The 20071-nt window shown below is 37.4% G+C and carries 18 protein-coding genes; 14 read left to right on the plus strand and 4 right to left on the minus strand.

The annotated features are described in order from the left end of the window. Nucleotides 1-14 precede the first annotated feature (14 nt). Nucleotides 15-176 carry a hypothetical protein gene (locus J2Y67_RS03645; RefSeq protein WP_310170682.1) on the plus strand — a complete coding sequence of 54 codons (162 nt, stop codon included), beginning with the start codon at nt 15-17 and terminating at the stop codon, nt 174-176. Nucleotides 177-244: 68 nt separating this feature from the next. On the opposite strand, the gene J2Y67_RS03650 is transcribed toward J2Y67_RS03645, so the two are convergent. Both J2Y67_RS03650 and J2Y67_RS03655 read right to left on the minus strand, forming a co-directional pair. Then, complete coding sequence (locus J2Y67_RS03650; protein WP_310170686.1) at nt 245-424, minus strand: H-type small acid-soluble spore protein; 180 nt, start codon at nt 422-424, stop codon at nt 245-247. A 124-nt stretch (nt 425-548) separates the two neighbouring features. Further along, a complete protein-coding gene (locus tag J2Y67_RS03655; protein WP_310170688.1) occupies nt 549-752 on the minus strand; it encodes a hypothetical protein in 204 nt (67 codons plus the stop codon). A 460-nt stretch (nt 753-1212) separates the two neighbouring features. Here J2Y67_RS03655 and ltaS point away from each other — a divergent pair, with 460 nt between their 5' ends. From ltaS to J2Y67_RS03670, 3 genes are all read left to right on the plus strand, one after another. Then, nucleotides 1213-3168: a lipoteichoic acid synthase gene (gene ltaS, locus J2Y67_RS03660; RefSeq protein ID WP_310170690.1), complete on the plus strand. Its 1956-nt coding sequence runs from the start codon at nt 1213-1215 to the stop codon at nt 3166-3168. Between the two features lie 63 nt (nt 3169-3231). Continuing rightward, a complete protein-coding gene (locus J2Y67_RS03665) occupies nt 3232-4104 on the plus strand; it encodes a thermonuclease family protein (protein ID WP_310170692.1) in 873 nt (290 codons plus the stop codon). A 112-nt stretch (nt 4105-4216) separates the two neighbouring features. After that, complete coding sequence (locus J2Y67_RS03670) at nt 4217-4729, plus strand: HD domain-containing protein (RefSeq protein WP_310170695.1); 513 nt, start codon at nt 4217-4219, stop codon at nt 4727-4729. A 112-nt stretch (nt 4730-4841) separates the two neighbouring features. Here J2Y67_RS03670 and J2Y67_RS03675 read toward each other — a convergent pair whose 3' ends face one another. After that, a complete protein-coding gene (locus tag J2Y67_RS03675) occupies nt 4842-4937 on the minus strand; it encodes a YjcZ family sporulation protein (protein WP_310170696.1) in 96 nt (31 codons plus the stop codon). 192 nt (nt 4938-5129) lie between these two features. Here J2Y67_RS03675 and J2Y67_RS03680 point away from each other — a divergent pair, with 192 nt between their 5' ends. The 9 genes from J2Y67_RS03680 to J2Y67_RS03720 all read left to right on the plus strand — a co-directional run bounded on the left by J2Y67_RS03680 (nt 5130) and on the right by J2Y67_RS03720 (nt 17602). Next, on the plus strand, nt 5130-8540 hold the full coding sequence (locus J2Y67_RS03680) for a hypothetical protein (RefSeq protein ID WP_310170698.1): 3411 nt from the start codon (nt 5130-5132) through the stop codon (nt 8538-8540). Nucleotides 8541-8730: 190 nt separating this feature from the next. After that, entirely contained in the window at nt 8731-9897 is a 1167-nt protein-coding gene (locus J2Y67_RS03685) for a cation:proton antiporter (protein ID WP_310170700.1), read from the plus strand. Between the two features lie 259 nt (nt 9898-10156). Continuing rightward, entirely contained in the window at nt 10157-10588 is a 432-nt protein-coding gene (locus tag J2Y67_RS03690; protein WP_310170703.1) for an alpha/beta fold hydrolase, read from the plus strand. A gap of 90 nt (nt 10589-10678) precedes the next feature. Beyond that, the gene (locus J2Y67_RS03695; protein ID WP_310170706.1) at nt 10679-10942 is read left to right on the plus strand and encodes an alpha/beta fold hydrolase; all 264 of its coding nucleotides are present in this window, start codon (nt 10679-10681) and stop codon (nt 10940-10942) included. Between the two features lie 385 nt (nt 10943-11327). Continuing rightward, nucleotides 11328-12842: a long-chain-fatty-acid--CoA ligase gene (locus J2Y67_RS03700; RefSeq protein WP_310170709.1), complete on the plus strand. Its 1515-nt coding sequence runs from the start codon at nt 11328-11330 to the stop codon at nt 12840-12842. A gap of 32 nt (nt 12843-12874) precedes the next feature. After that, nucleotides 12875-13930 (plus strand): TauD/TfdA family dioxygenase, encoded by a 1056-nt coding sequence (locus J2Y67_RS03705; protein ID WP_310170712.1) that lies wholly within the window; start codon nt 12875-12877, stop codon nt 13928-13930. 117 nt (nt 13931-14047) lie between these two features. Next, a complete protein-coding gene (locus tag J2Y67_RS03710) occupies nt 14048-15337 on the plus strand; it encodes an MFS transporter (protein ID WP_310170715.1) in 1290 nt (429 codons plus the stop codon). A 203-nt stretch (nt 15338-15540) separates the two neighbouring features. Beyond that, nucleotides 15541-16536: a TauD/TfdA family dioxygenase gene (locus tag J2Y67_RS03715; RefSeq protein WP_310170718.1), complete on the plus strand. Its 996-nt coding sequence runs from the start codon at nt 15541-15543 to the stop codon at nt 16534-16536. Between the two features lie 127 nt (nt 16537-16663). Next, nucleotides 16664-17602 carry an alpha/beta hydrolase gene (locus J2Y67_RS03720; protein WP_310170721.1) on the plus strand — a complete coding sequence of 313 codons (939 nt, stop codon included), beginning with the start codon at nt 16664-16666 and terminating at the stop codon, nt 17600-17602. 92 nt (nt 17603-17694) lie between these two features. Here J2Y67_RS03720 and J2Y67_RS03725 read toward each other — a convergent pair whose 3' ends face one another. Then, the gene (locus J2Y67_RS03725; protein WP_310170724.1) at nt 17695-18468 is read right to left on the minus strand and encodes an SDR family NAD(P)-dependent oxidoreductase; all 774 of its coding nucleotides are present in this window, start codon (nt 18466-18468) and stop codon (nt 17695-17697) included. A 434-nt stretch (nt 18469-18902) separates the two neighbouring features. Between J2Y67_RS03725 and J2Y67_RS03730 the strand changes: the two genes are divergently transcribed. Then, a complete protein-coding gene (locus J2Y67_RS03730; RefSeq protein ID WP_310170727.1) occupies nt 18903-19958 on the plus strand; it encodes a TauD/TfdA family dioxygenase in 1056 nt (351 codons plus the stop codon). Nucleotides 19959-20071 lie beyond the last annotated feature (113 nt).

Genomic DNA, 20071 nt, shown 5'->3' on the forward strand with positions numbered 1-20071 from the left:
AGGAGTGAGGAAAGATGCCAAGAGGTAAAGAATTAGAACAGCTGCCAATGTCACATATTGCACCGGGGACCGGAAAGGATGCCGGCAAGATGGACAGAGAAGTACTTGGAAGCATCGTTCAAAATGATCAACCCCAGCCAAGTGAAATTGAAAGAGAAAACGAAGATATGGTATAAGACAGGAAAACTTCCTGTCTTATTTTTTTAAAAAAACCACCTATTTTAAAATAGGTGGTTAAGAAGATTTATTCCTCGACTAACTCATGAATTTCAACATTGGAACGCTCCTCAAGAGGACCTCGTGAATGAACAGTTGCTGTCCTTCCATCTTCGTTTAATTGGTCAATCCATACAGATGCACCATGGTATTTTACTTCAATATCGGCTGACGAAGAAAGAATCTGTTTAACTCGATTAACATCCATTTTCTTCACTCCTAAAACAGTTGTCATTTTATTCTTGGTTTTATCGGTTTCTTTTATACAAATAAAAATGAAATCGCTTTCTTATATAGAAGAAACTGTGTTGGAATGGAAAAAGGAGGAAAAGTTAATACTGATCTCTTCCTCGATTATAAGGATAGGATATATGAATTCCGTTAAATGCGCCATCCTCATCTGTGTCTCTTAACGTTTCCATATATTGTACAAATTCTTCTTGCAGTTCCTCTGGAGCGCCAGGTTTTAAGTGCCAATTTCCAGGCTCATCTACAAAATAAGGGCTTTTTGTAAACTCAGGTCGAATTCGCGGCATATCTTTTATCTCCTCTTTCTTTCTTTTATTTTATCCTTTTCATAACCGTATTCCACTATTCAATCCATAGGCCATTATTTTAAAGATAAGACCAAATACTTATTGCAACTACATACACTCAGGATTAAGATAGCTTAAAATAAACCCATCAGTAAAAAATTAAATAAACCGTGAAACTAAAAAATGTTTTGTTCGTCTTATATAATTGAGGCCGGAAAATTAGTCATGTCCCACTAGTAATTGGCATAAAAATAAAAAGTAAAATTCATGAATGATTAAAGGAAAGAATCTGATATTAGTAATAAAAGTTTATGGAAAAATGAGAAAATTGACGAAAAATTTTGTCCTAAAGGTTGAGTAAAATGGTATTATTTATGTTTTTATTTTTAAAAAAAATGTGTTATAGTAATTGAGGTTCGTTTACCGAAGTATTTTATTGGTAAGTGAGAGGAGAATTTAGATGAAAAAGATTAATCTTCCCAAAACACTAAAAAATAATAATCATATTACTTTTTTTGCGATTGCTGTTGTATTGTTTTGGATTAAAACATATGCAGCCTACCAAATTGAATTTAAATTAGGAATTGATAATAATCTGCAGAAATTCTTATTATTCATTAATCCAATAAGTTCTGCACTATTCTTTTTTGGTATAGCTTTGCTCTTTAAAAAGCATGTGAAGCTTGTTATGATTATCATAAATTTCTTATTATCGTTCCTGCTTTATGCAAATATTGCATATTACCGATTTTTTAATGATTTCATTACAATCCCTGTTATTATGCAGACGAAGACAAATGCGGGGCAGCTTGGTGATAGTGCTTTCTCTTTAATGTCGCCTTTAGATATTTTTTATTTTACCGATTTTATTGTGCTAATTGTTTTAGCATTAACGGTCTTTAAAAAAGTTACGGTTCAAACAAGAAAGTCATTCAAAATCGTTCTTTTATTTTCAATCACCGTTTTTCTGTTTAATCTTGGATTAGCGGAAAAGGACCGCCCGCAATTATTATCGCGTTCTTTTGACCGAAACTATTTAGTTAAATATCTTGGGGCATATAACTTTACCATTTATGACGCGATTCAAAATATCAAATCATCCAGTCAACGTGCACTTGCTGACAGTAGCGATATTACCGATGTAGAAAACTATCGGAAAGCGAACTATGCGAAACCAAATTCAAAGTATTTTGGTAAGGCAAAAGGGATGAATGTGATTTACGTCTCGCTTGAATCATTCCAGAACTTTATGATTGATTATAAAATGCCGAATGGTCAAGAGGTTACACCATTCTTAAATTCATTAGCACATGATGGAAAAACCTTCTACTTTGATAATTTCTACCATCAAACTGGACAGGGTAAAACATCGGATGCCGAATTCTTAATGGAAAACTCATTATACCCAATGTCACAGGGTGCGGTTTTCGTGAATAAAGCACAAAATACCTATCAGGCAAGCCCAGCCATTTTAAAGGGTCTTGGCTATAATTCAGCAGTGTTCCATGGGAACTACAAGACTTTTTGGAATCGAAATGTTATGTATAAAGCATTAGGTTATGATCAATTCTTCGATGCCGAATATTATGACATGTCAGATGAAAACACCAAAAACTATGGGATGAAGGATAAACCATTCTTTAAAGAATCCATGCCAATGCTGGAAAGCATGAAACAGCCTTTCTATACAAAGTTTATTTCGTTGTCCAACCACTTCCCGTTTGAAATGGATCCGCAGGATACCGATTTCCCTGCCGGGGATTACGGGGATACAGTGGTCAATCAATATTTCCAATCTGCTCATTATATGGACCAAGCATTGGAACAGTTCTTTAATGACTTAAAGAAAGATGGGCTTTACGATAAAACTGTTATTGTCCTTTATGGGGATCACTATGGTATTTCTGAAAATCATAATGAGGCAATGGCAAAGGTTTTAGGTGTTGATAAGATTACACCTGCATTGAACGCAAAACTGCAAGAGGTTCCATTATATATCCATGTACCTGGTGTAAAAGGCGGGGTTCAGCATCAATACGGTGGTGAAGTCGACGTACGCCCAACTCTTCTTCATTTACTAGGTGTGGATACGAAGGATTACATGGAGTTTGGTTCTGACTTATTATCAAAGGATCACCGGAACTGGGCATTATTCAGAAATGGTGACTTTGTATCTCCTAATGTGCTACAAATAAGTGATAAGTGTTATTCAACAGAAACAGAGCAAATATTGCCAAATAACAGTTCTTGTAAAAACATTGATGGAAAAGTAAAAACAGAGCTTCAAATGTCTGATGAAGTGGTTTATAAGGACCTCCTCAGGTTCTATAAACCTGAAGGATATACACCAATCAATCCCGATGATTATGAATATTTAGGGCCAAAAGGAACCGTCAAAGGAACGGAAACACCTTAAAAAGGTGAAGAGAGAAGAACATTTGGTTCTTCTCTTTTTTTTGGCTAATAGGAGAGAGTATAAATGAGAAAAAGATTTGGCGTGATATCCCTTTTATTCCTTTTGATAATGATGGTTTCAGGCTGTTCTACAATCAACAGTACGAATACAAATCCTTCACAACAGCAATCTTCTGTTACAAGTGATTCTAAACCTGAAAATCAATCAATAGATAGCAGCCAGCAGACGGATAAGAAGTTACTTCCAGCGACGATTATTAAAAATGTAGATGGGGACACGGTTGTTATAAAATTAAATAGTCGAGAGGAAAAGGTTAGGATGCTTTGTGTGGATACCCCTGAAACCCACCATCCTCGTCTGGGTGTTCAGCCGTTCGGACCGGAGGCATCAGCTTACACTCAAAAAATCCTTACGGTTGGGAAGAAGGTACAAATCGAAACAGGGATAGGGAATGGACGTGATAAATATGGACGTCTGCTTGCCTATATTTATGTCGATGGGAAAATGTTCAATGAAATGCTTTTAGAAAAAGGCTTAGCACGTGTTGCCTATATCTATGCACCGAATACCAAATATGTGGACCAATTTTATGCGATTCAAAAAGAGGCACAGAAAAAGAAGATTGGCATATGGTCAATTGAAAATTATGCTGAAGAAGATGGCTACCATGAGGAAGTGGTGAAAGGCATTTCAGGTCAATCATCCATTAATTCCAAAGAGTCGAATTCACCTTCCACAGGCAGCAATTATCAAAATAAACCGAGTAATGACCAGGAAACAAACCTTGATTGTAAAGGGAAAATAAAAGGAAATGCCAACTCCCATATTTATCATGTTCCTAGTGGAGCCTATTATGACTCTACGATGGGCAATATTGTTTGGTTTTGTTCGGAACAGGATGCTGAGCAGGCTGGGTATCGAAAATCTAAACGTTAAAAAGGGTGATTCAATGAATCTCCCTTTTTAACGTGAAAAAAAATAGCATTAAATAGAAGTTTGTCATATAATGAATGATAAAAAAATTCTACAATGGATGGGGGAAATGCACATGAGAGATGTAACATTACTAAATATCTTTGAACATCATATTGCCCAAAAATATTTGAACCGCTCAGGCCTCGCCCATGCCATTGCCGTTGCCTATCATGCGTTTAAGTTAGCAAAAGACCATCGAATCGATGTGGATATTGCCTCAAAGGCCGGTCTTCTTCATGACATGGGGCATTACACATGGTATAAAAACGGGAAGTGGGATTATGAATTGTACAAGCAAAATGATATCCATCCTATTAAAGGGGCTGAACGTGCTCACAAGCTTTTAATTCGCTTGGGAGAGAATCCAATAAAGGCCAAAACGATTGCTCTGGCGATTCTTTTTCACACGGATTCCTTTTTGCCATCGAACGATATTATTCGAACCCCTTTACAACAAATTGTCAAATGGGCCGACGAAAAAGATGAGGAAAAGGGTGGAATGCATCACTATCGGAAAATTGATTACGAACGGGCAAGACAAAGTATCATCCGTTTGGATGAGTGGATTGATCAAGAAATGAAATAAGTAAAAAAAACAAGCTGTGCTAAATTGCACAGCTTGTTTTTGTGCTTTGTTCCCAAACAAACGCCGGAGCTGAAGTTTGTTTCTGGGTTGCAGTGAGGTCAGATACTGGGGCTTAGTAGAAACCTCCCATGAAAGCAGTACCTACAATGATTAAAAGAATGAACAACACAACAATTAAAGCGAAACTGTTATTTCCGCCGTAGCTCATAAATTTACACCCCCTTTATTCACCACTTTAAATGTATGTACTTTCAAGTCCATTTGTATGGACGAACTCCCGATTAAATAAAAAAAGGAAACTTTTATGAAATTGTTGAAAAAAATAAACGATGGTGTAAAATTACACTATAGAGGGAAAATGTGGTAGGAATGTAAAGATTATTTTTAGAGGGGAGATAGAATGGAGGCAAATTTAAGAGAAGAGAGAAGAAAAATTTTCAGGCAGGAATTATATGCATTAAAAGAAAAGGGTTACTTATCGGAAGCAATTGTTGATACGGTTGCGAAAGCTCATCATTCATTTCACCTTAATTTAATCGAAAAAGAAACTGAGGAACAATTAAAAGAGCCTGAAAAGAAAATAACAGTTCCAAAACCTGTTCCTAAAAAAATACAAAAAATAAAAAAGACATTAACACAAGAAGAAATCAGAGAAAGAAATATAACATGGCTGCTTAATATTGGCGTGATCTTTTTATTAATTGGCGGTTTATTTGTTGCAACCAGTAATTGGGAATCAATGTCCAGCCTGATGAAAAGTGGGTCAATCGGGATAGTGGCATTGTTATTTTTCGGGATATCCCTATTATCTGAAAAGGTATTGCATATAAAGAAAACCGCTTTTGCGTTTATAATACTTGGAAGCTTATTTCTGCCCATTTTCATTCTTTCCCTAGGGTGGTTTGGTCTTTTAGGACCTTATTTATCCATTACCGGTGAAGGACGAAATATTCTTGGAATGCTGGGAAGTTTCATCCCCATCGTCGTCTATGTGTATTATGCAAAAAAACTTGGGTCAAGATTGTTTGTTTGGTTTACCTATCTTTCGCTCACAACTGGATTTGCATTTTTACTAGCCAGTATGAAGCTTGAGGTCGATTTATTTTATTTAGGTTTGATGGGTTATAATGCTATTCTGATTTTTGGTTATCATTTTTTAAAAAACAGAAAAGACCTCACGTTATTCACTAGCGAGCTTGTTCCTTACATCCAAGCCAATCTGATTGTATGTACACTTTTAATGCTGTTTTTTTATAATAATCAAATCCTGTATAGTGTCAATCTCTTGCTGACAGCGGTTATTTACTTATCAATGATCTATGTCAGCGGAAGGAGAGAGTATCATTTTATCTTCAGTGCTATGATTGTTTATGGAATTTATCAGTTAATCGAACATTCCATGCTTGAGTCAGTCGGACCAATCGTTTATGCTTTTGTCGGCTTTGGATTTATGTTTATTCCTAAAGCCTTGAAGGAAGAATTTTCACTGGATAAGGTTTTTCAGGTCACTAGTGCGGTTATTTCCTGTTTAGCCTTTATTTATATTAGCCTTGAAGGGATTCTGCTGCATTCTGGAGAGCCTTCGCTTGTGCTGTTAATTGCTTATCTTATTATTGCAGCTAATTTTATGTATTTATCGCATCACACTCCTAGAGCCTTATTCCCGTATTTAAGTTCAATCTTTTTGACGGTGGCAATCATGGAAGCACTTTTATACATTAGCTTGTTCGTTAACTACCATTTTTCATTGACACTGTTTTTTACAGGTTTCATTTTGTTTATTCTATTTGGGATATTCCGTTTAGGCGTAGTCATGGACATTGTAAAAATCAGCTCCAGGGATGTCAGTATTGTAGTGATGGGGTTAGCTGTTTTTACTGCACTTATTCTCCAAAAATGGTGGGAATCAGGTGTTATGCTCCTGTTGCTCGTCCTTAGTTCTTATTTGCTGCTCAAATCAGAAAAAAGGGTTCTTTATAAGAAAGCGGCTTTATGGGTTTTACCGAGTTCCTTTGGACTTTCCATTATAGCCTTTGGAAAGGAAATGAACGCTCATTCTGTTTTATATGAAAAGGATTATGGGACTACAGTTAATTTTACAGCGGGGGCAATTCTTGTTTTACTATCAAGCTTCGCCTGGAAAAAGTTAAAAGAAAAAGAGCTTGAGCATACATCCTTATATTTAGCCCAAATTTTTTATACACTGGCAATAGTTCAATCTTATTTAAGTTCAGTTAATGAGCTATGGGTACAGCCGCTTGTCCTCCTCATTGGGGTATGGATGTACTCGTATTTGTACAAAAGGATCGGGACAAAATGGGTGCCGTTTTTAATTGGCATGGAAACATTATTGACCTATTTTTCCTGTGTTCATGGATTGTTTATGAAAATAGAATTTAATCATATTTCGAATTCATTGATTGGGACAATGAGTGCTGTTGTCCTGCTGGTCATTAGCTATCTTATGCGCAATAAAGATCAAAAACTATCGTCTGCCTTTGCATGGATTGGTCATACCATCTATCCTGCTGCACTCGGGTTTACATGGTTCTTTTTTCATGATGCGGCTTGGGTAAGTTTTGCCATTGCCATTATAGTCTATGCTTTAAGCGCAAGACAGATAGGTTCCGAGTGGAGTATAAAGCTTTTTCTCTATGGCTGTTTTACGAGCGTTTTCTGTGTGACTTCACTGGGTATGGAGCATCTATTCATTTCGGTAAATCGATTCTACGAGTTTCCAATTACAAGTATCGTACTCGTACTATTTTGGATGGCAGCTAACCCTGAATATAAAAAACGAACCGTTTATTATCTTGTTCCTTTTTCACTAATAGGTCTTTGCATTACACTAAATGCATATCCGTTTGAATGGGTTCCATATTTAATTACTTGCATCTATACATTTGCCATTTTGATTTATTTACACAAAATAAGATGGGATCAGTTGGTTATTCTGCCGCTGTTTATATTCTTTATTGCAACTGTTGAATTTTCCTTTTTGGACAATTTGGTTGCCCTTGAAAAAATACTCCTTTCAGGGGGAATAGGCATTTTATTGATTTTGGCTGGTCAATTGGTGTATAAACAATTCATTGAGGTTGGAAAAAAACCTCATGAAATAAGGGTAGATGGATACACAGTTATTGCCTTTTTATTTTTTGCGTTTATGTATTATTTTAATGATCAATCTATCTGGACGGAGCCACTTCCTGGGCTGCTTATTTCTATTTCTGTTTGGATACAAAGAAATAGGATTCCTGAAAAATATTCAGTTTATATCGTGATGTTAGGAAGCCTTTACTTATTGCAGCCCTATTATTCGGTTATCAGGGATTTGAATATCCCTGCATTATGGGACCGGGAGTCGATGGTTCTGCCGCTGGTGGCAGTGATAATATTGATTCGTATTAAATTGAAGGCGATGTATGTACAATTTACGAAACCGCTTGAATGGGGCGTCCTAGGTTTTGTTGCGATCCTCTTAATCCAAGATGGTATTGCGAGTTCAACGATATACGATGCGATTATTTTAGGTTCATTATCCCTGATTTCCCTGTTAGCAGGAATGTACCTGCAAATCAAATCCTATTTCTTTATTGGCTCTGGCGTGTTGCTTTTAAATGTATTTTTACAAACAAGACCTTATTGGGGGAATATGCCTTGGTGGGGATATCTTTTAGTTGCAGGACTCATCCTCATTACAGTTGCCAGTATGAATGAATGGAACAAGCAAAAGATCCAAAAAGGAGAAACCACCTTTTTAATGGTTCTGAAAGAAAAAGTGATTAACAAGTTAAAGAAATGGGATTAGTAAAAACGGTATGGAAATACACTATAAAATATGTTAATATATTAGTAATTTAATATTGTACGTTTGGAGGAGCCTGTCACCAAGGGGGTATTATGCCCTTTGGTTGACGGGCTTTTTGTATGTTTTTTAGAGCCTGTTTATCTGAAAATGGGCTCTTTTTCTATTTGGAAAAAAGAAAGGTGGAATTTATATGTTCATTCTTCACTTAGCACTTATTATCATTGCAGCTAAACTTGCAGGAAGTTTGAGTGTGAAAATAGGTCAACCTTCCGTGTTAGGAGAAATTATTGTTGGGGTCTTATTAGGACCGTCTGTTTTTGGACTTATCAGTGCATCAGATTCTTTATCAACATTTAGTACGATTGGTGTTATTTTGCTAATGTTCATTGCTGGCCTAGAAACTGATCTTGATGAATTTAAACGATATGGAAAATCATCTGCATTTGTAGGTTTCGGAGGAATCATTGCTCCATTATTTTTAGGATACTTTGCTGGAATCATGATGGATTTATCTAACATCCAATCTTGGTTTTTAGGCGTAATGCTTTCTGCTACAAGTGTAAGTATCTCAGTTCAAACTCTTAAAGAAATGAATCAATTAAGGACATCTGAAGGAAGTGTAATATTGGGTGCTGCCGTCTTGGATGACGTTGTTGTAATGTTAATTTTGGCAATATTAATGTCCTTTGCTGGCGGTGGGGAAGTATCTTTAACAATATTAGTAATAAAGAAAGTATTGTTTTTTGTGGTATCTATCATAATTGCTTGGAAAGTTGTTCCATGGGCAATGAATAAATCTACAAAATTACCTGTAAGTGAGGCTGTTTTTTCATCTGCATTAATTATTTGTTTGGTATATGCATTTGCGGCTGAATATACTGGTGTTGCTAATATTATTGGAGCATACATCGCTGGTATTGCTATCGGTTTAACAAAATTCAAACAGGAAGTTTTTGAAAAAGTTGAAACACTAAGTGATTCGATTTTTGTTCCAGTATTCTTTGCCTACATCGGAATTTCTGCTAAATTTACTGGCATTCTTGATAATTTGGGTCTTATTATTTTACTTAGCTTCTTAGCCATTTTAACGAAATTTGTTGGTGCAGGTACAGGTGCAAAACTTTCTGGATTTGGTTGGAATAGCTCAATGGGAATTGGTTCTGCAATGGTTTCACGTGGTGAAGTTGCATTAATAGTTGGATCAATGGGCCTATCATCCAATTTAATTACCCAGGATTTATTTGCTACAATTATTGTTGTTGTTATAGTAACAACAGTTGTAACTCCTCCGATGATGAAATGGTCCTTTGAATCTAATAAGGAAATTAAATTGAATTCAAAGGCAGTTAACAAATAAATTAAAGGCAGCATTTCAGTTTGAAAGCTGCCTTTTACCAAATATTCAATCGGTCTTTTAAGGGGGAGTTAGGACTTCAAAAAGTTTACTTTTTAGGTTTTTTACTTTTAGAGTCTGCTTTTAGTTTGGTGATTTCATCAATCATTAACTTTTTTAGTAAATTTCTCAACCTTTAAAATAAGTTCTGTTTTATTACTTCCTCAAATACTATTATAGAGCAAATTAAAAACAAACATTTCCATAAAAGGAGTCAATAAGCATGGATGATGCAATTCTAAGTAGTAAAACCATGCCATTTATACGTATAGGGAATGGTGAACCATGTGTTCTTATACACGGGTTATCTTCATGCAAAGAAGGGTGGTTTAAACAATTTGAACTGGCTAATCACTATGATCTGATAATTCCTGATTTAAGGGGGCACGGGGATAATCCTACACTGGAAGGTATTACAATTGAAAACATGGCGGCAGATGTAATTGGCTTACTTGAATCGCTAAATATTGTAAGCGCACATATTTGTGGGTATTCCATGGGAGGAATTGTAGTACAAGAAATTTACCGTCAGGCTCCGGAAAAATGCAAATCATTAGTTTTTGCATGTACAACTCCTTATTTATTTAAACCATTAGGTATGTATTTCGGTGAATTCATTAAAACAAGATCACGCATATTATCCTCTAATATGTGAAAAATCTTCACAGTTAGAAATTGTTTTTATTCTTGGGATAAAGAAAACATTGAAAGTTTGGAAAAATGTTTTAAACCTAATTTTGAAGGTATGTGTAAGGCAATTGATGCGATTGTAGAAGTTGATAATCGCTTACTATTGGCGGAAATAGAGGTACCAACACTTGTGATTGGAGCTCAATATGACACGATAATCCCAGTTATGATCCCAATTTGGATGCATAAACAAATCCCGAATTCTGAGTTGGTTATATTAAAGAAGGCGGGGCATATTGCTAAAATTGAATTGGCTAAGGAATTTAATAAAGCATTGCTACATTTTTTTAATAAGCATCCAATAACACAGGTTAACTAATTTATTCCACGCTATTCTATTCTCCTTGGTAAAATATCCCTTTTTTAATAAATCTTCCGTTTTCCATTCTAGACTTTCATTTAAGAAAACGTAAATTGATCTAAAATCCAGGCTATAAGTAAAATAGCTAATTGATGGTGTATCAATTAGCTATTTGCTGGTTTTGATAATATTCGGAAATAAACTCCATTTATTAATTCATTTATTAATAAGTCAATGTTTCTACTAAGCTGATGTTGCAAATTAGACATACTTATTTATAAATTAAAATCTTTAATTTTATTTAATTATTATTTATAAGTATACTTAAGGTATCAAAATTTTAAATATTCACAATAGTCAGCGTTCGAACGCTTGAATGTGAGTAAAAGGAGGGAGTAATTTCATGAGTTTTAATTTAGATGAAAATCTGAAAAGGAGCGTGAAAAATTTCCCAGATAGTATTGCTTATATCTATAAAGATAAAAGTGTTACTTATCAGGAATTTAGTCAGCTGGTTGATCGAGTCGCTGCTGGATTGTCTGCCCATGGAGTTGGAAAGGGGGATGGAGTGGCACTTATATTGGGGAATAGCCCAGAATTTATTATTTCGTACTACGGTATCCTACGGCTGGGTGCATTTATCGTTCCAATCAATCCTCTGTTTACTCAGGGGGAAATCGGCTACATATTAGAGAATAGTCAAGCAAAGGCAGTCATTGCTCACGTATCTGTAGAACCAAAGTTAACAGAAGTAAGAAAACAATTGGAAAATCTAAAGCTGGTCATTTATACCGAGACAGAGGATCAGGACTGGACATGGAAGCATCTAACGAAAGCAAGCATTCACTTTTATGAAAGCCCTTCCATCAATCAGGAAGATCTTGCAGTGATTCTTTACACTTCTGGAACAACTGGTAAACCAAAGGGTGTCATGTTATCCCATCGGAACTTGGCTTCAAATGCTGACTCGATATCAAAATTACTGGAGCTTCAAAATATAGATCGTGTAGTTGCTGTATTGCCAATGTTCCATGTTTTCTGTATGACGATTTGCCTGAATGCACCAATTGCTTGCGGGGCAACGATTCTGATCCAGCCTAGATTCAGCCCTGCTGAAGTGGTCAGGACTATCAGCGACAGAAAGGCAACTGTGTTCGCTGGAGTTCCGACCATGTATAGCTTCATTTATCAATTACCCGAAGTGACTGCGGGAGAATTCTCATCCATTCGCGTGTGTATCTCTGGAGGAGCTTCCATACCGATTGAACTGCTGCAAAAATTTCAAAACAAGTTCAATGTCTCTATCCTGGAAGGGTATGGCCTTTCGGAAACGGCTCCTCTTGTCGCCATTAACCCTTTAAAGGGAACCCGGAAACCTGGCTCTATTGGTGTGAATATTCCTGGTGTTAGGAGCAAGGTAGTCAACGAAGAGGGTATAGAATTGCCGAGAGGAGCAGTCGGTGAATTAGTAGTTCAAGGGCCGAATGTCATGAAGGGTTACTTGCGCATGCCAGAAGCCACTTCAGCCGCAATTATGGATGGTTGGTTTTCCACTGGTGATCTGGCCACAATGGATGAAGAAGGATACCTCTACATTGTGGACCGCAAGAAGGACATCATCATTGTCGGTGGATACAATGTCTATCCACGTGAAGTGGAGGAGATATTGTACCAGCATCCGAGCGTTGTGGAAGCGGCAGTAATCGGTGTCCCTGATGGCGAGTACGGTGAGATAGTAAAAGCCTATGTAGTTGTCAAGGATGAAAAGATTACATTAAATGATATTATCCATTTCTGTGAGGATAAGCTGGTAAAGTACAAGCTTCCTAGTCAAGTAGAATTTTTGGAAGAGTTGCCTAAGAACTCAACAGGGAAAATTTTACGTAGAGAGTTAAGACAATTATTGGAAGTTCAATAAAACTAATCATTTTATTTTAAGGAGGATTTTTTATGACATCTATTTTAAAGGAAAAAGTTCAAGGATCAGTGGCATGGAAAGGTGTAGAGCTGGCGAAGGATGAATCATGGATTTATTATTTATCCGAAAAAACAATCGCATCCCTTGAAAACGCTTTAGATCATGTTAAACAATTGGGGTTAAAAGCACCGGATTTTACCAAGGGGGATTTCCCGATTCCGGATCTCGATGATGAAATTTCTTACTTTGTGGAAGAATTGGAGAATGGGAGAGGCTTTCTATTAATTCGCGGATTACCGATGGAAAGGTATACCGACGAAGAAGCGAGCATTATATACTGGGGGCTCGGGCTACATATGGGTATTCCAGTTTCGCAAAATGCAAATGGTGACCTTTTAGGTCACGTCATTGATCAAGGATTGAGCCTGGAAAATTCAAATGTTCGCGGTTACCAAACAAAACTGCATCTTCCGTTTCACGCTGACGGATCCGATGTAGTTGGTTTATTAAGCCTTCGAAAAGGAAAATCTGGGGGCTACAGCAGTATTGTAAGTTCGATGGCTGTTTACAATGAGATATTGGAGAAGCACCCTGAGTATCTTGGAATTCTCTGCCGTCCATTCTTCTTTGACCGCCGTGGTGAGGAAGCCCCAGGGGAATCTCCAGTTTTTCCATCACCAATCTTTAGTTTTTATGATGGAAAATTGAGTTGCCGATATGTCCGTCTATTTATCGAATCAGCACAAGCGAAAACAGGGATTAAGTTGTCAAAAGTTGAAATTGAAGCCTTAGACTTGCTAGATTCTCTCCTTCATGATGAAACTATGCATTTTAATATGATGTTGGAGAAGGGTGATATGCAATTCGTTAATAATTATACTGTTCTGCACTCACGTACACAATATGAGGACTATAAGGAACCGGAACGCAAACGTCATTTATTAAGATTGTGGCTGACCATGCCAAATGGTCGTGAAATTTCACCAGATTTTGCGATGTTTATTGATGAGGAAACTGGTAAACCGGGCCGCGGCGGTATTCCCGTCCGTCAAAAAACATCCGGCGGGATTGTAGAAAACCTGAAGTAATGGCTCAAGCCTTAGAAACTTAACTTTATAATCTGATTTCTTACAACAAGGGGGAACACCTTTTCTAATTATAAGAAAAAGTGTTCCCTTAATGGTAATCAAAAGGGGGATTACAGCTTGAGAACTCCAAAATATTCTTGGATTATACTACTATTTCTCGTTATTAGTGGAATGATCAACCAAATAGATAAAATTATCATTGGTTTGGTTTCCATTCCTGTTATGAATGAATTTCATTTAACCCCTTCACAATGGGGAATCGTTGGAAGCTCGTTCTTTTGGATTTTTGTCCTTTCCTCTATCATTCTTGGCGGCATGGCTGACTCTAAAAATACGAAAAAAATGCTGGCCTGGATGTCTTTGATTTGGTTGGTCGTTCAGTTTGCCACACCTTTTGTTTCCAGTCTTTCACTGTTGGTCATCACAAGAATGCTTTTAGGAGCAGGCGAAGGACCGGCCCCTGCACTATCCACTTCGATAATGGGGAAATGGTTCCCAAAACATAGACATGGGATCGGCTTTGGCGCAGTTCTTTTGGGGACCACGGGCGGTTCAGCGATTGCTTCGCCGCTATTAATCTCCCTAATCCAACAACATGGATGGAGAGCTGCTTTTATTGCTATGGGATGTGTTGGATTTATTGTGCTAGTTTTATGGATGATTTTCGGGAAAGAAAGTCCCGAAGAAATCGGACTGCCTTCGTATCATAAGGAGGATCAGCAATCATCGACTCTTTCCAAAGTATCTTGGCGTGAGTTTCTACCGCATCTTTTCTCTAAAAATTTTATTTTTACCGTGTTATGCGGGGGATGTGCTTATTGGTTATTGGCCCTTCAGGCCGTTTGGTTCCCAGCGTATTTTACTAAAATTCAACACTTTAATGGTCAAACATTGAAGCTTGTGGTGTCTTTACCTTTTCTTTTTGCCGCGTTATGTCAGATAGGATTTTCGCTTGCATCAGATAGGCTGTATCGCAAAACAGGTGATCTTCGTAAAGCACGAATTAATCTCGCCAGCTCCATGATGGTGTTATCGGCCGTTTGTGTATATTTTGCCATTACTGTGAATTCGAGTGCGATTTCCATCCTGTTGTTTACACTGGCTCCAGGTTTTGCCTATGTCATTCTTTCCCTTGCCCCTGCCATATTGATGGATTTCTATTCTCCTCAAAATATTGGGAAAGCACAGGGAACGTTCATTGCTCTTGCAAGTTCGACAAGTATCATTGCACCGCTCGTATTCGGTTACTTGATCCAATATGCGGAGACAGAGGTAATTGGATATCGCTATGGGTTTGAAGTGACTGCTTTAGGTATGGCTGTGATTGGACTATTATTCTGGGTTGGTGTACGTCCCGCAAGGCAAAGTCAAACTGCAATAAAAGCTGAGGAACAATTGAACATTTAAACATTTGAAAGCATTTTGCATTTTAAATGTACCAGTTTTAGAGATTAATCCATATTAACAATACTTATTTATTAGTTAAAAATAATAATTTTATTTAATTAAAAATTATAAGTATACTAAAATCTGTAAATTCGTAATAGTTAGTCAATTATTCCTCGCTAACGCGAATTTCCAGAAAACATATTCTTGAAGGAGGCTTATTTATGTCAATTATTTTAAACGAAAAAATTCAAGGGAGATCATCCTGGAAAGGAACTGACCTCGCGAAGGATGATTCATGGATTTATTATCTGTCAGAAGAGACTATTGCAGCTCTTGATAAAGCTGTGTTACATGTTCAACAAAAAGGATTAAAGGCACCTGATTTTAAAAAGGAGGATTTCTTGATTCCTGGCCTTGCCGAAGTCGTTGATTATTTTATTGACGAATTGGAGAACGGGCAAGGCTTTCTATTAATTCGGGGATTACCTATGGATCGATATACTGACGATGAAGCAGCAATCGTTTACTGGGGTCTCGGACTACACATGGGTCTGCCGATCATTCAAAGCAAAAATGGGGAACTGTTAGGGCACATCAAAAACGTAGGTAAGGACTTTAATGATAATTCAAAAGTACGTGGTTACCAAACAAATGTTCATCTTGACTATCACACAGATCTAGCTGATGTCGTCGGATTACTTTGTCTTCGCAAAGCCAAATCCGGCGGTTTAAGCAGTATTGCAAGTGCGGTGGCGATCTATAATGAAATTTTGGAGAAGCACCCTGAGTACCTTGACATACTCTATCGTCCTTTCGCTCATGATCTTCGCGGGGAAGAAACGAAAGGTCAATCTCCAGTAGTTCAAACACCGATCTTTAGCTATTACGAAGGTAAATTGAGCTGTAGATATATACGCCAATATGTTGAATCAGCTCAAACGAAAACAGGTATCCCTTTATCACAAGAGGAAATTGAAGCTTTTGATTTTATCGATTCACTTACTCATGATGAAAACTTCCATATTGATATGATGATGGAGCCGGGTGATATGCAATTCGTCAATAATTACACCGTTTTTCATTCAAGGACTAATTTTGAAGATTACGAAGAGGAAGACAAGAAGCGCCATTTATTAAGATTGTGGCTCATGATGCCAAATGGCCGGAAAATTGCTCCGGATTTCGAGTTTTATATTGGCGGAGTACCGATTAAATAATCTCAAGTATTAGTTAGAACACCCTTTTTCTTATCACAAGCAGTATGGTGATTTTTTTCATCCGAAAATGGTGAAAGAAATCACCATTTTAAGTTTTGGTAAAAAATAAAGATGAGGATGATGTTTAATGGCAAATTTAGATCCGAAAGCAGAGAAATATTTACAGGCATTCAATCAGATGCCCCCTATTCATAAGATGGATCCAAAGACAGTAAGAGAGATACTTTCTAAAGCACCGAGTGCTAAAGTGACTTTAGAGCCGCTTTCAAAGGTAGAGGATAAAATGATTCCGGTGAGTCTGGATGATGAAATTAAATGCAGGATATATGTACCTGAAGGGAAAGGTCCATTCCCGCTTTTTGTGTACTACCATGGCGGTGGATGGGTTCTGGGCGATATTGAGTCGGTAGATTCCAGTTGCCGAATGATAGCAAATAGAACGGAAAGTATTGTGGTATCTGTAAACTATCGCCTTGCTCCTGAGTATAAGTTCCCGATTCCGTTGGAAGACGCGTATGCAGCATTGGAATGGGTTTATAAAAATGGATCCATTTTTAACGGAGATATTACTAGATTGGCTGTAGGCGGGGATAGTGTTGGCGGAAATCTGGCGACTGTAGTAACGATGGTGTCGAGAGACAGAAAAGGTCCTGATATTACTGCACAGGTCCTGATCTACCCTCCGACAAACCTTGAGTTCAATACGGAATCCCATCAAAAATTCGCCAAAGGATTCGGTTTGGATCGGGAGCAATTGGTTTGGTTCCGTGATCATTATTTAAGAAATGAAGAGGACCGGTGTAATGAGTGTGCTTCTCCCTTGATTGCTAAAAATCTATCTGGTCTCCCGCCAGCAATTGTGATTACTGCGGAAAACGATGTGCTTCGGGATGAGGGGTGGGCTTATGCTGAACGACTGAAAAGATTTGGAGTACAAGTTGAATATGCATGCGAAGCCGGTATGGTCCACGGTTTTTTTGCGCACATGGCTGCATTCCCCAAGAACATTGAATCGACTGTTTATAAGATCAGCAAGTTCTTGAGTAACACCAAATATATGAGTTAGTCTTAACGTTGATAATAAGTTCGAAAAAACGAGCCTCAGATTTTAAGAGGCCCGTTTTTTTTGAACTTTCCTATTCAATTTATCTAATACTCTTAGTAATAAACATTATTCCCGATGCCGCCTGTTACCGAAATAACGTCGCCAGTTATCGATGCTGACAAAGGTGAAGCCAAAAAGGCCACTACGTAGGCAATTTCCTCCGCTGTAATCAAGCGGTTAAGCGGACTCAATGCGGCCGCCTGGCGTAATGCTTCCTCATTAGTCATTCGTGATCTATTCGTTTCAGTGTCGACAATACCTGGGTAAATTGCATTGACATTAATTCCGTGCTTGCCTAATTCCAATGATGCAGATTTGGTTAAATGGACAACAGATGCATTACGGGGACCGGAACTAAAATAATTGCCGCCGATTCTAGCAGCCAGGCCGCTTATGTTGATAATGCGTCCCCAATTATTTTCAATCATATAAGGAGTAACCGCCCGCATGCAGCGGAAATAGCCCATATACTTTTCTTCGAAGTCTTTTAAAATAAGCTCATCTTTAATGCCGTGAAAATCTTCTGACTCTCCACCGCCGACCCGGGCTCCGCTGTTGATTAATATATCGATGTTACCCATCGCGGCTACTGATTGTTCAACTAAATTTTGGATTGAGGCAGGATCTGTGATATCTGCCACAATAGGATAAATATTTCTGTTTGTCTCCTGCGCTAATTCCTCTGCTGTAGCCTTTAGAGTGGATTCGTTTCTGGAACAAATTGTACAATCTGCACCTTCCAGAGCCAACTGGCGGGCAATTGCTTTTCCAATCCCCCGGCTTCCTCCTACGATTAGTGCTTTTTTTCCGGATAACTTTAAGTCCATAGTTCAACCTCCTGTTTCAATTTCAACAACCTAAAGTCGAAGTGATTTTGTAATGGATTAATCTATATCTAGTATTGATTCTACATATTGGATTTAATTTAATAAAATTAAAGATATTAATCTGTAAATTAATAATGTTAATAAGTCATAAGAGAAAGTTATTGAATGAATAAGAAAAATCGTGCTGTTACATTGTATTATGGTTCTGGCTCATGTCAGTACTATGTCCTTGCATTCAAATAAGAAATACTTATTTGCACATTGGAATATTTAATTTTATTTCACTGAAAATTATGAATATAATCAATGTAATAACTATTTGCACTGTTGTAATAGTTATTATTAAAAGCGCTTTCATTTTTGCGAAGAGGGGAGACATCTGAAAACAAGGTAAATTTAAAATTCGAATTAGAAAAACGAAGGGAGTAGTCTCAATGGCGTCCATTTTAAGGGAAAAAATTCTAGGACCATCAGTTTGGAAAGGTATTGATCTGGTTAAAAATGATTCATGGATTTATTATTTGTCTGCAAAAGCGATTACATCTCTTGAAAACGCTTTAATTCAAGTGAAACAAAAGGGCTTAAAAGCACCTGATTTTACCAAGGATGATTTTCCAATTCCTGAACTCACCGATGAAATTGCTTACTTTGTCAAAGAACTGGAGAATGGGAAGGGGTTTTTATTAATTCGTGGATTACCAATAGAAAGGTATACCGATGAGGAAGCGAGCATTGTTTTCTGGGGACTCGGTCTTCATATGGGCATGCCTGTTACTCAAAATGCAAAAGGGGACCTCTTGGGGCATGTCATTGACCAAGGACTTGACATTAATGATTCGAATGTGCGCGGTTACCAAACGAAAGCTCATCTTCCCTTTCATCCTGATGGATCTGATGTAGTCGGGTTATTAAGTCTTCGAAAAGCTAAATCCGGGGGATTTAGCAGTATCGTAAGTTCGATGGCTGTTTATAATGAAATTCTTGAGAAATACCCGGAGTATCTTGGTATTCTCTATCGTCCCTATTACTTGGACCGCCGTGGTGAGGAATCACCAGGAGAATCACCAGTTTACTCATCTCCGGTCTTTAGCTTTTACAAAGGTAAATTAAGCTGCAGATATAATCGTGGATATGTCGAATCTGCACAAGCGAAAACAGGTATCAATTTGTCAAAAGTTGAAATGGAAGCATATGACTTGATAGATTCCCTCCTTCATGATGAAAATATGCATTTTAATATGATGTTAGAACCGGGGGATATGCAATTTGTCAATAATTATACCGTTCTTCATTCACGAACTGTTTATGAAGATTATGAAGAACCCGAACGTAAACGTCATCTACTAAGATTGTGGCTTACGATACCCAATGGCCGTGAAATTGCGCCTGATTTTGCAATGTTTATAGATGAGCACACAGGTAAAGCGGGCCGCGGCGGTATTCCCGTCCGTGAAAAAACAGCTGGTGGTATTGCAGAAAACATTAGGTAATGGAAATGAACAAATAAAAATTAATAGATAACGTTTGCTTAACCATCATGAATTTACCTTATAGATTGTTTCATAGGAACACCAATTGTTTCATGCGATGGGGAGTCTCTTTT

It is taken from the genome of Neobacillus niacini (assembly GCF_031456445.1).
Lineage (GTDB): Bacteria > Bacillota > Bacilli > Bacillales > Cytobacillaceae > Neobacillus > Neobacillus niacini_I.

Excerpts from the sequence above, each read along its gene's own strand:
- J2Y67_RS03645 (WP_310170682.1), top strand. The coding sequence starts at position 15 with ATGCCAAGAGGTAAAGAATTAGAACAGCTGCCAATGTCACATATTGCA.
- J2Y67_RS03655 (WP_310170688.1), bottom strand. The coding sequence starts at position 752 with ATGCCGCGAATTCGACCTGAGTTTACAAAAAGCCCTTATTTTGTAGAT.
- J2Y67_RS03700 (WP_310170709.1), top strand. The coding sequence starts at position 11,328 with ATGAGTTTTAATTTAGATGAAAATCTGAAAAGGAGCGTGAAAAATTTC.
- J2Y67_RS03720 (WP_310170721.1), top strand. The coding sequence starts at position 16,664 with ATGGCAAATTTAGATCCGAAAGCAGAGAAATATTTACAGGCATTCAAT.
- J2Y67_RS03715 (WP_310170718.1), top strand. The coding sequence starts at position 15,541 with ATGTCAATTATTTTAAACGAAAAAATTCAAGGGAGATCATCCTGGAAA.
- J2Y67_RS03730 (WP_310170727.1), top strand. The coding sequence starts at position 18,903 with ATGGCGTCCATTTTAAGGGAAAAAATTCTAGGACCATCAGTTTGGAAA.
- ltaS (WP_310170690.1), top strand. The coding sequence starts at position 1,213 with ATGAAAAAGATTAATCTTCCCAAAACACTAAAAAATAATAATCATATT.
- J2Y67_RS03670 (WP_310170695.1), top strand. The coding sequence starts at position 4,217 with ATGAGAGATGTAACATTACTAAATATCTTTGAACATCATATTGCCCAA.
- J2Y67_RS03690 (WP_310170703.1), top strand. The coding sequence starts at position 10,157 with ATGGATGATGCAATTCTAAGTAGTAAAACCATGCCATTTATACGTATA.
- J2Y67_RS03675 (WP_310170696.1), bottom strand. The coding sequence starts at position 4,937 with ATGAGCTACGGCGGAAATAACAGTTTCGCTTTAATTGTTGTGTTGTTC.
- J2Y67_RS03685 (WP_310170700.1), top strand. The coding sequence starts at position 8,731 with ATGTTCATTCTTCACTTAGCACTTATTATCATTGCAGCTAAACTTGCA.
- J2Y67_RS03680 (WP_310170698.1), top strand. The coding sequence starts at position 5,130 with ATGGAGGCAAATTTAAGAGAAGAGAGAAGAAAAATTTTCAGGCAGGAA.
- J2Y67_RS03705 (WP_310170712.1), top strand. The coding sequence starts at position 12,875 with ATGACATCTATTTTAAAGGAAAAAGTTCAAGGATCAGTGGCATGGAAA.
- J2Y67_RS03650 (WP_310170686.1), bottom strand. The coding sequence starts at position 424 with ATGGATGTTAATCGAGTTAAACAGATTCTTTCTTCGTCAGCCGATATT.
- J2Y67_RS03665 (WP_310170692.1), top strand. The coding sequence starts at position 3,232 with ATGAGAAAAAGATTTGGCGTGATATCCCTTTTATTCCTTTTGATAATG.
- J2Y67_RS03725 (WP_310170724.1), bottom strand. The coding sequence starts at position 18,468 with ATGGACTTAAAGTTATCCGGAAAAAAAGCACTAATCGTAGGAGGAAGC.
- J2Y67_RS03695 (WP_310170706.1), top strand. The coding sequence starts at position 10,679 with ATGTGTAAGGCAATTGATGCGATTGTAGAAGTTGATAATCGCTTACTA.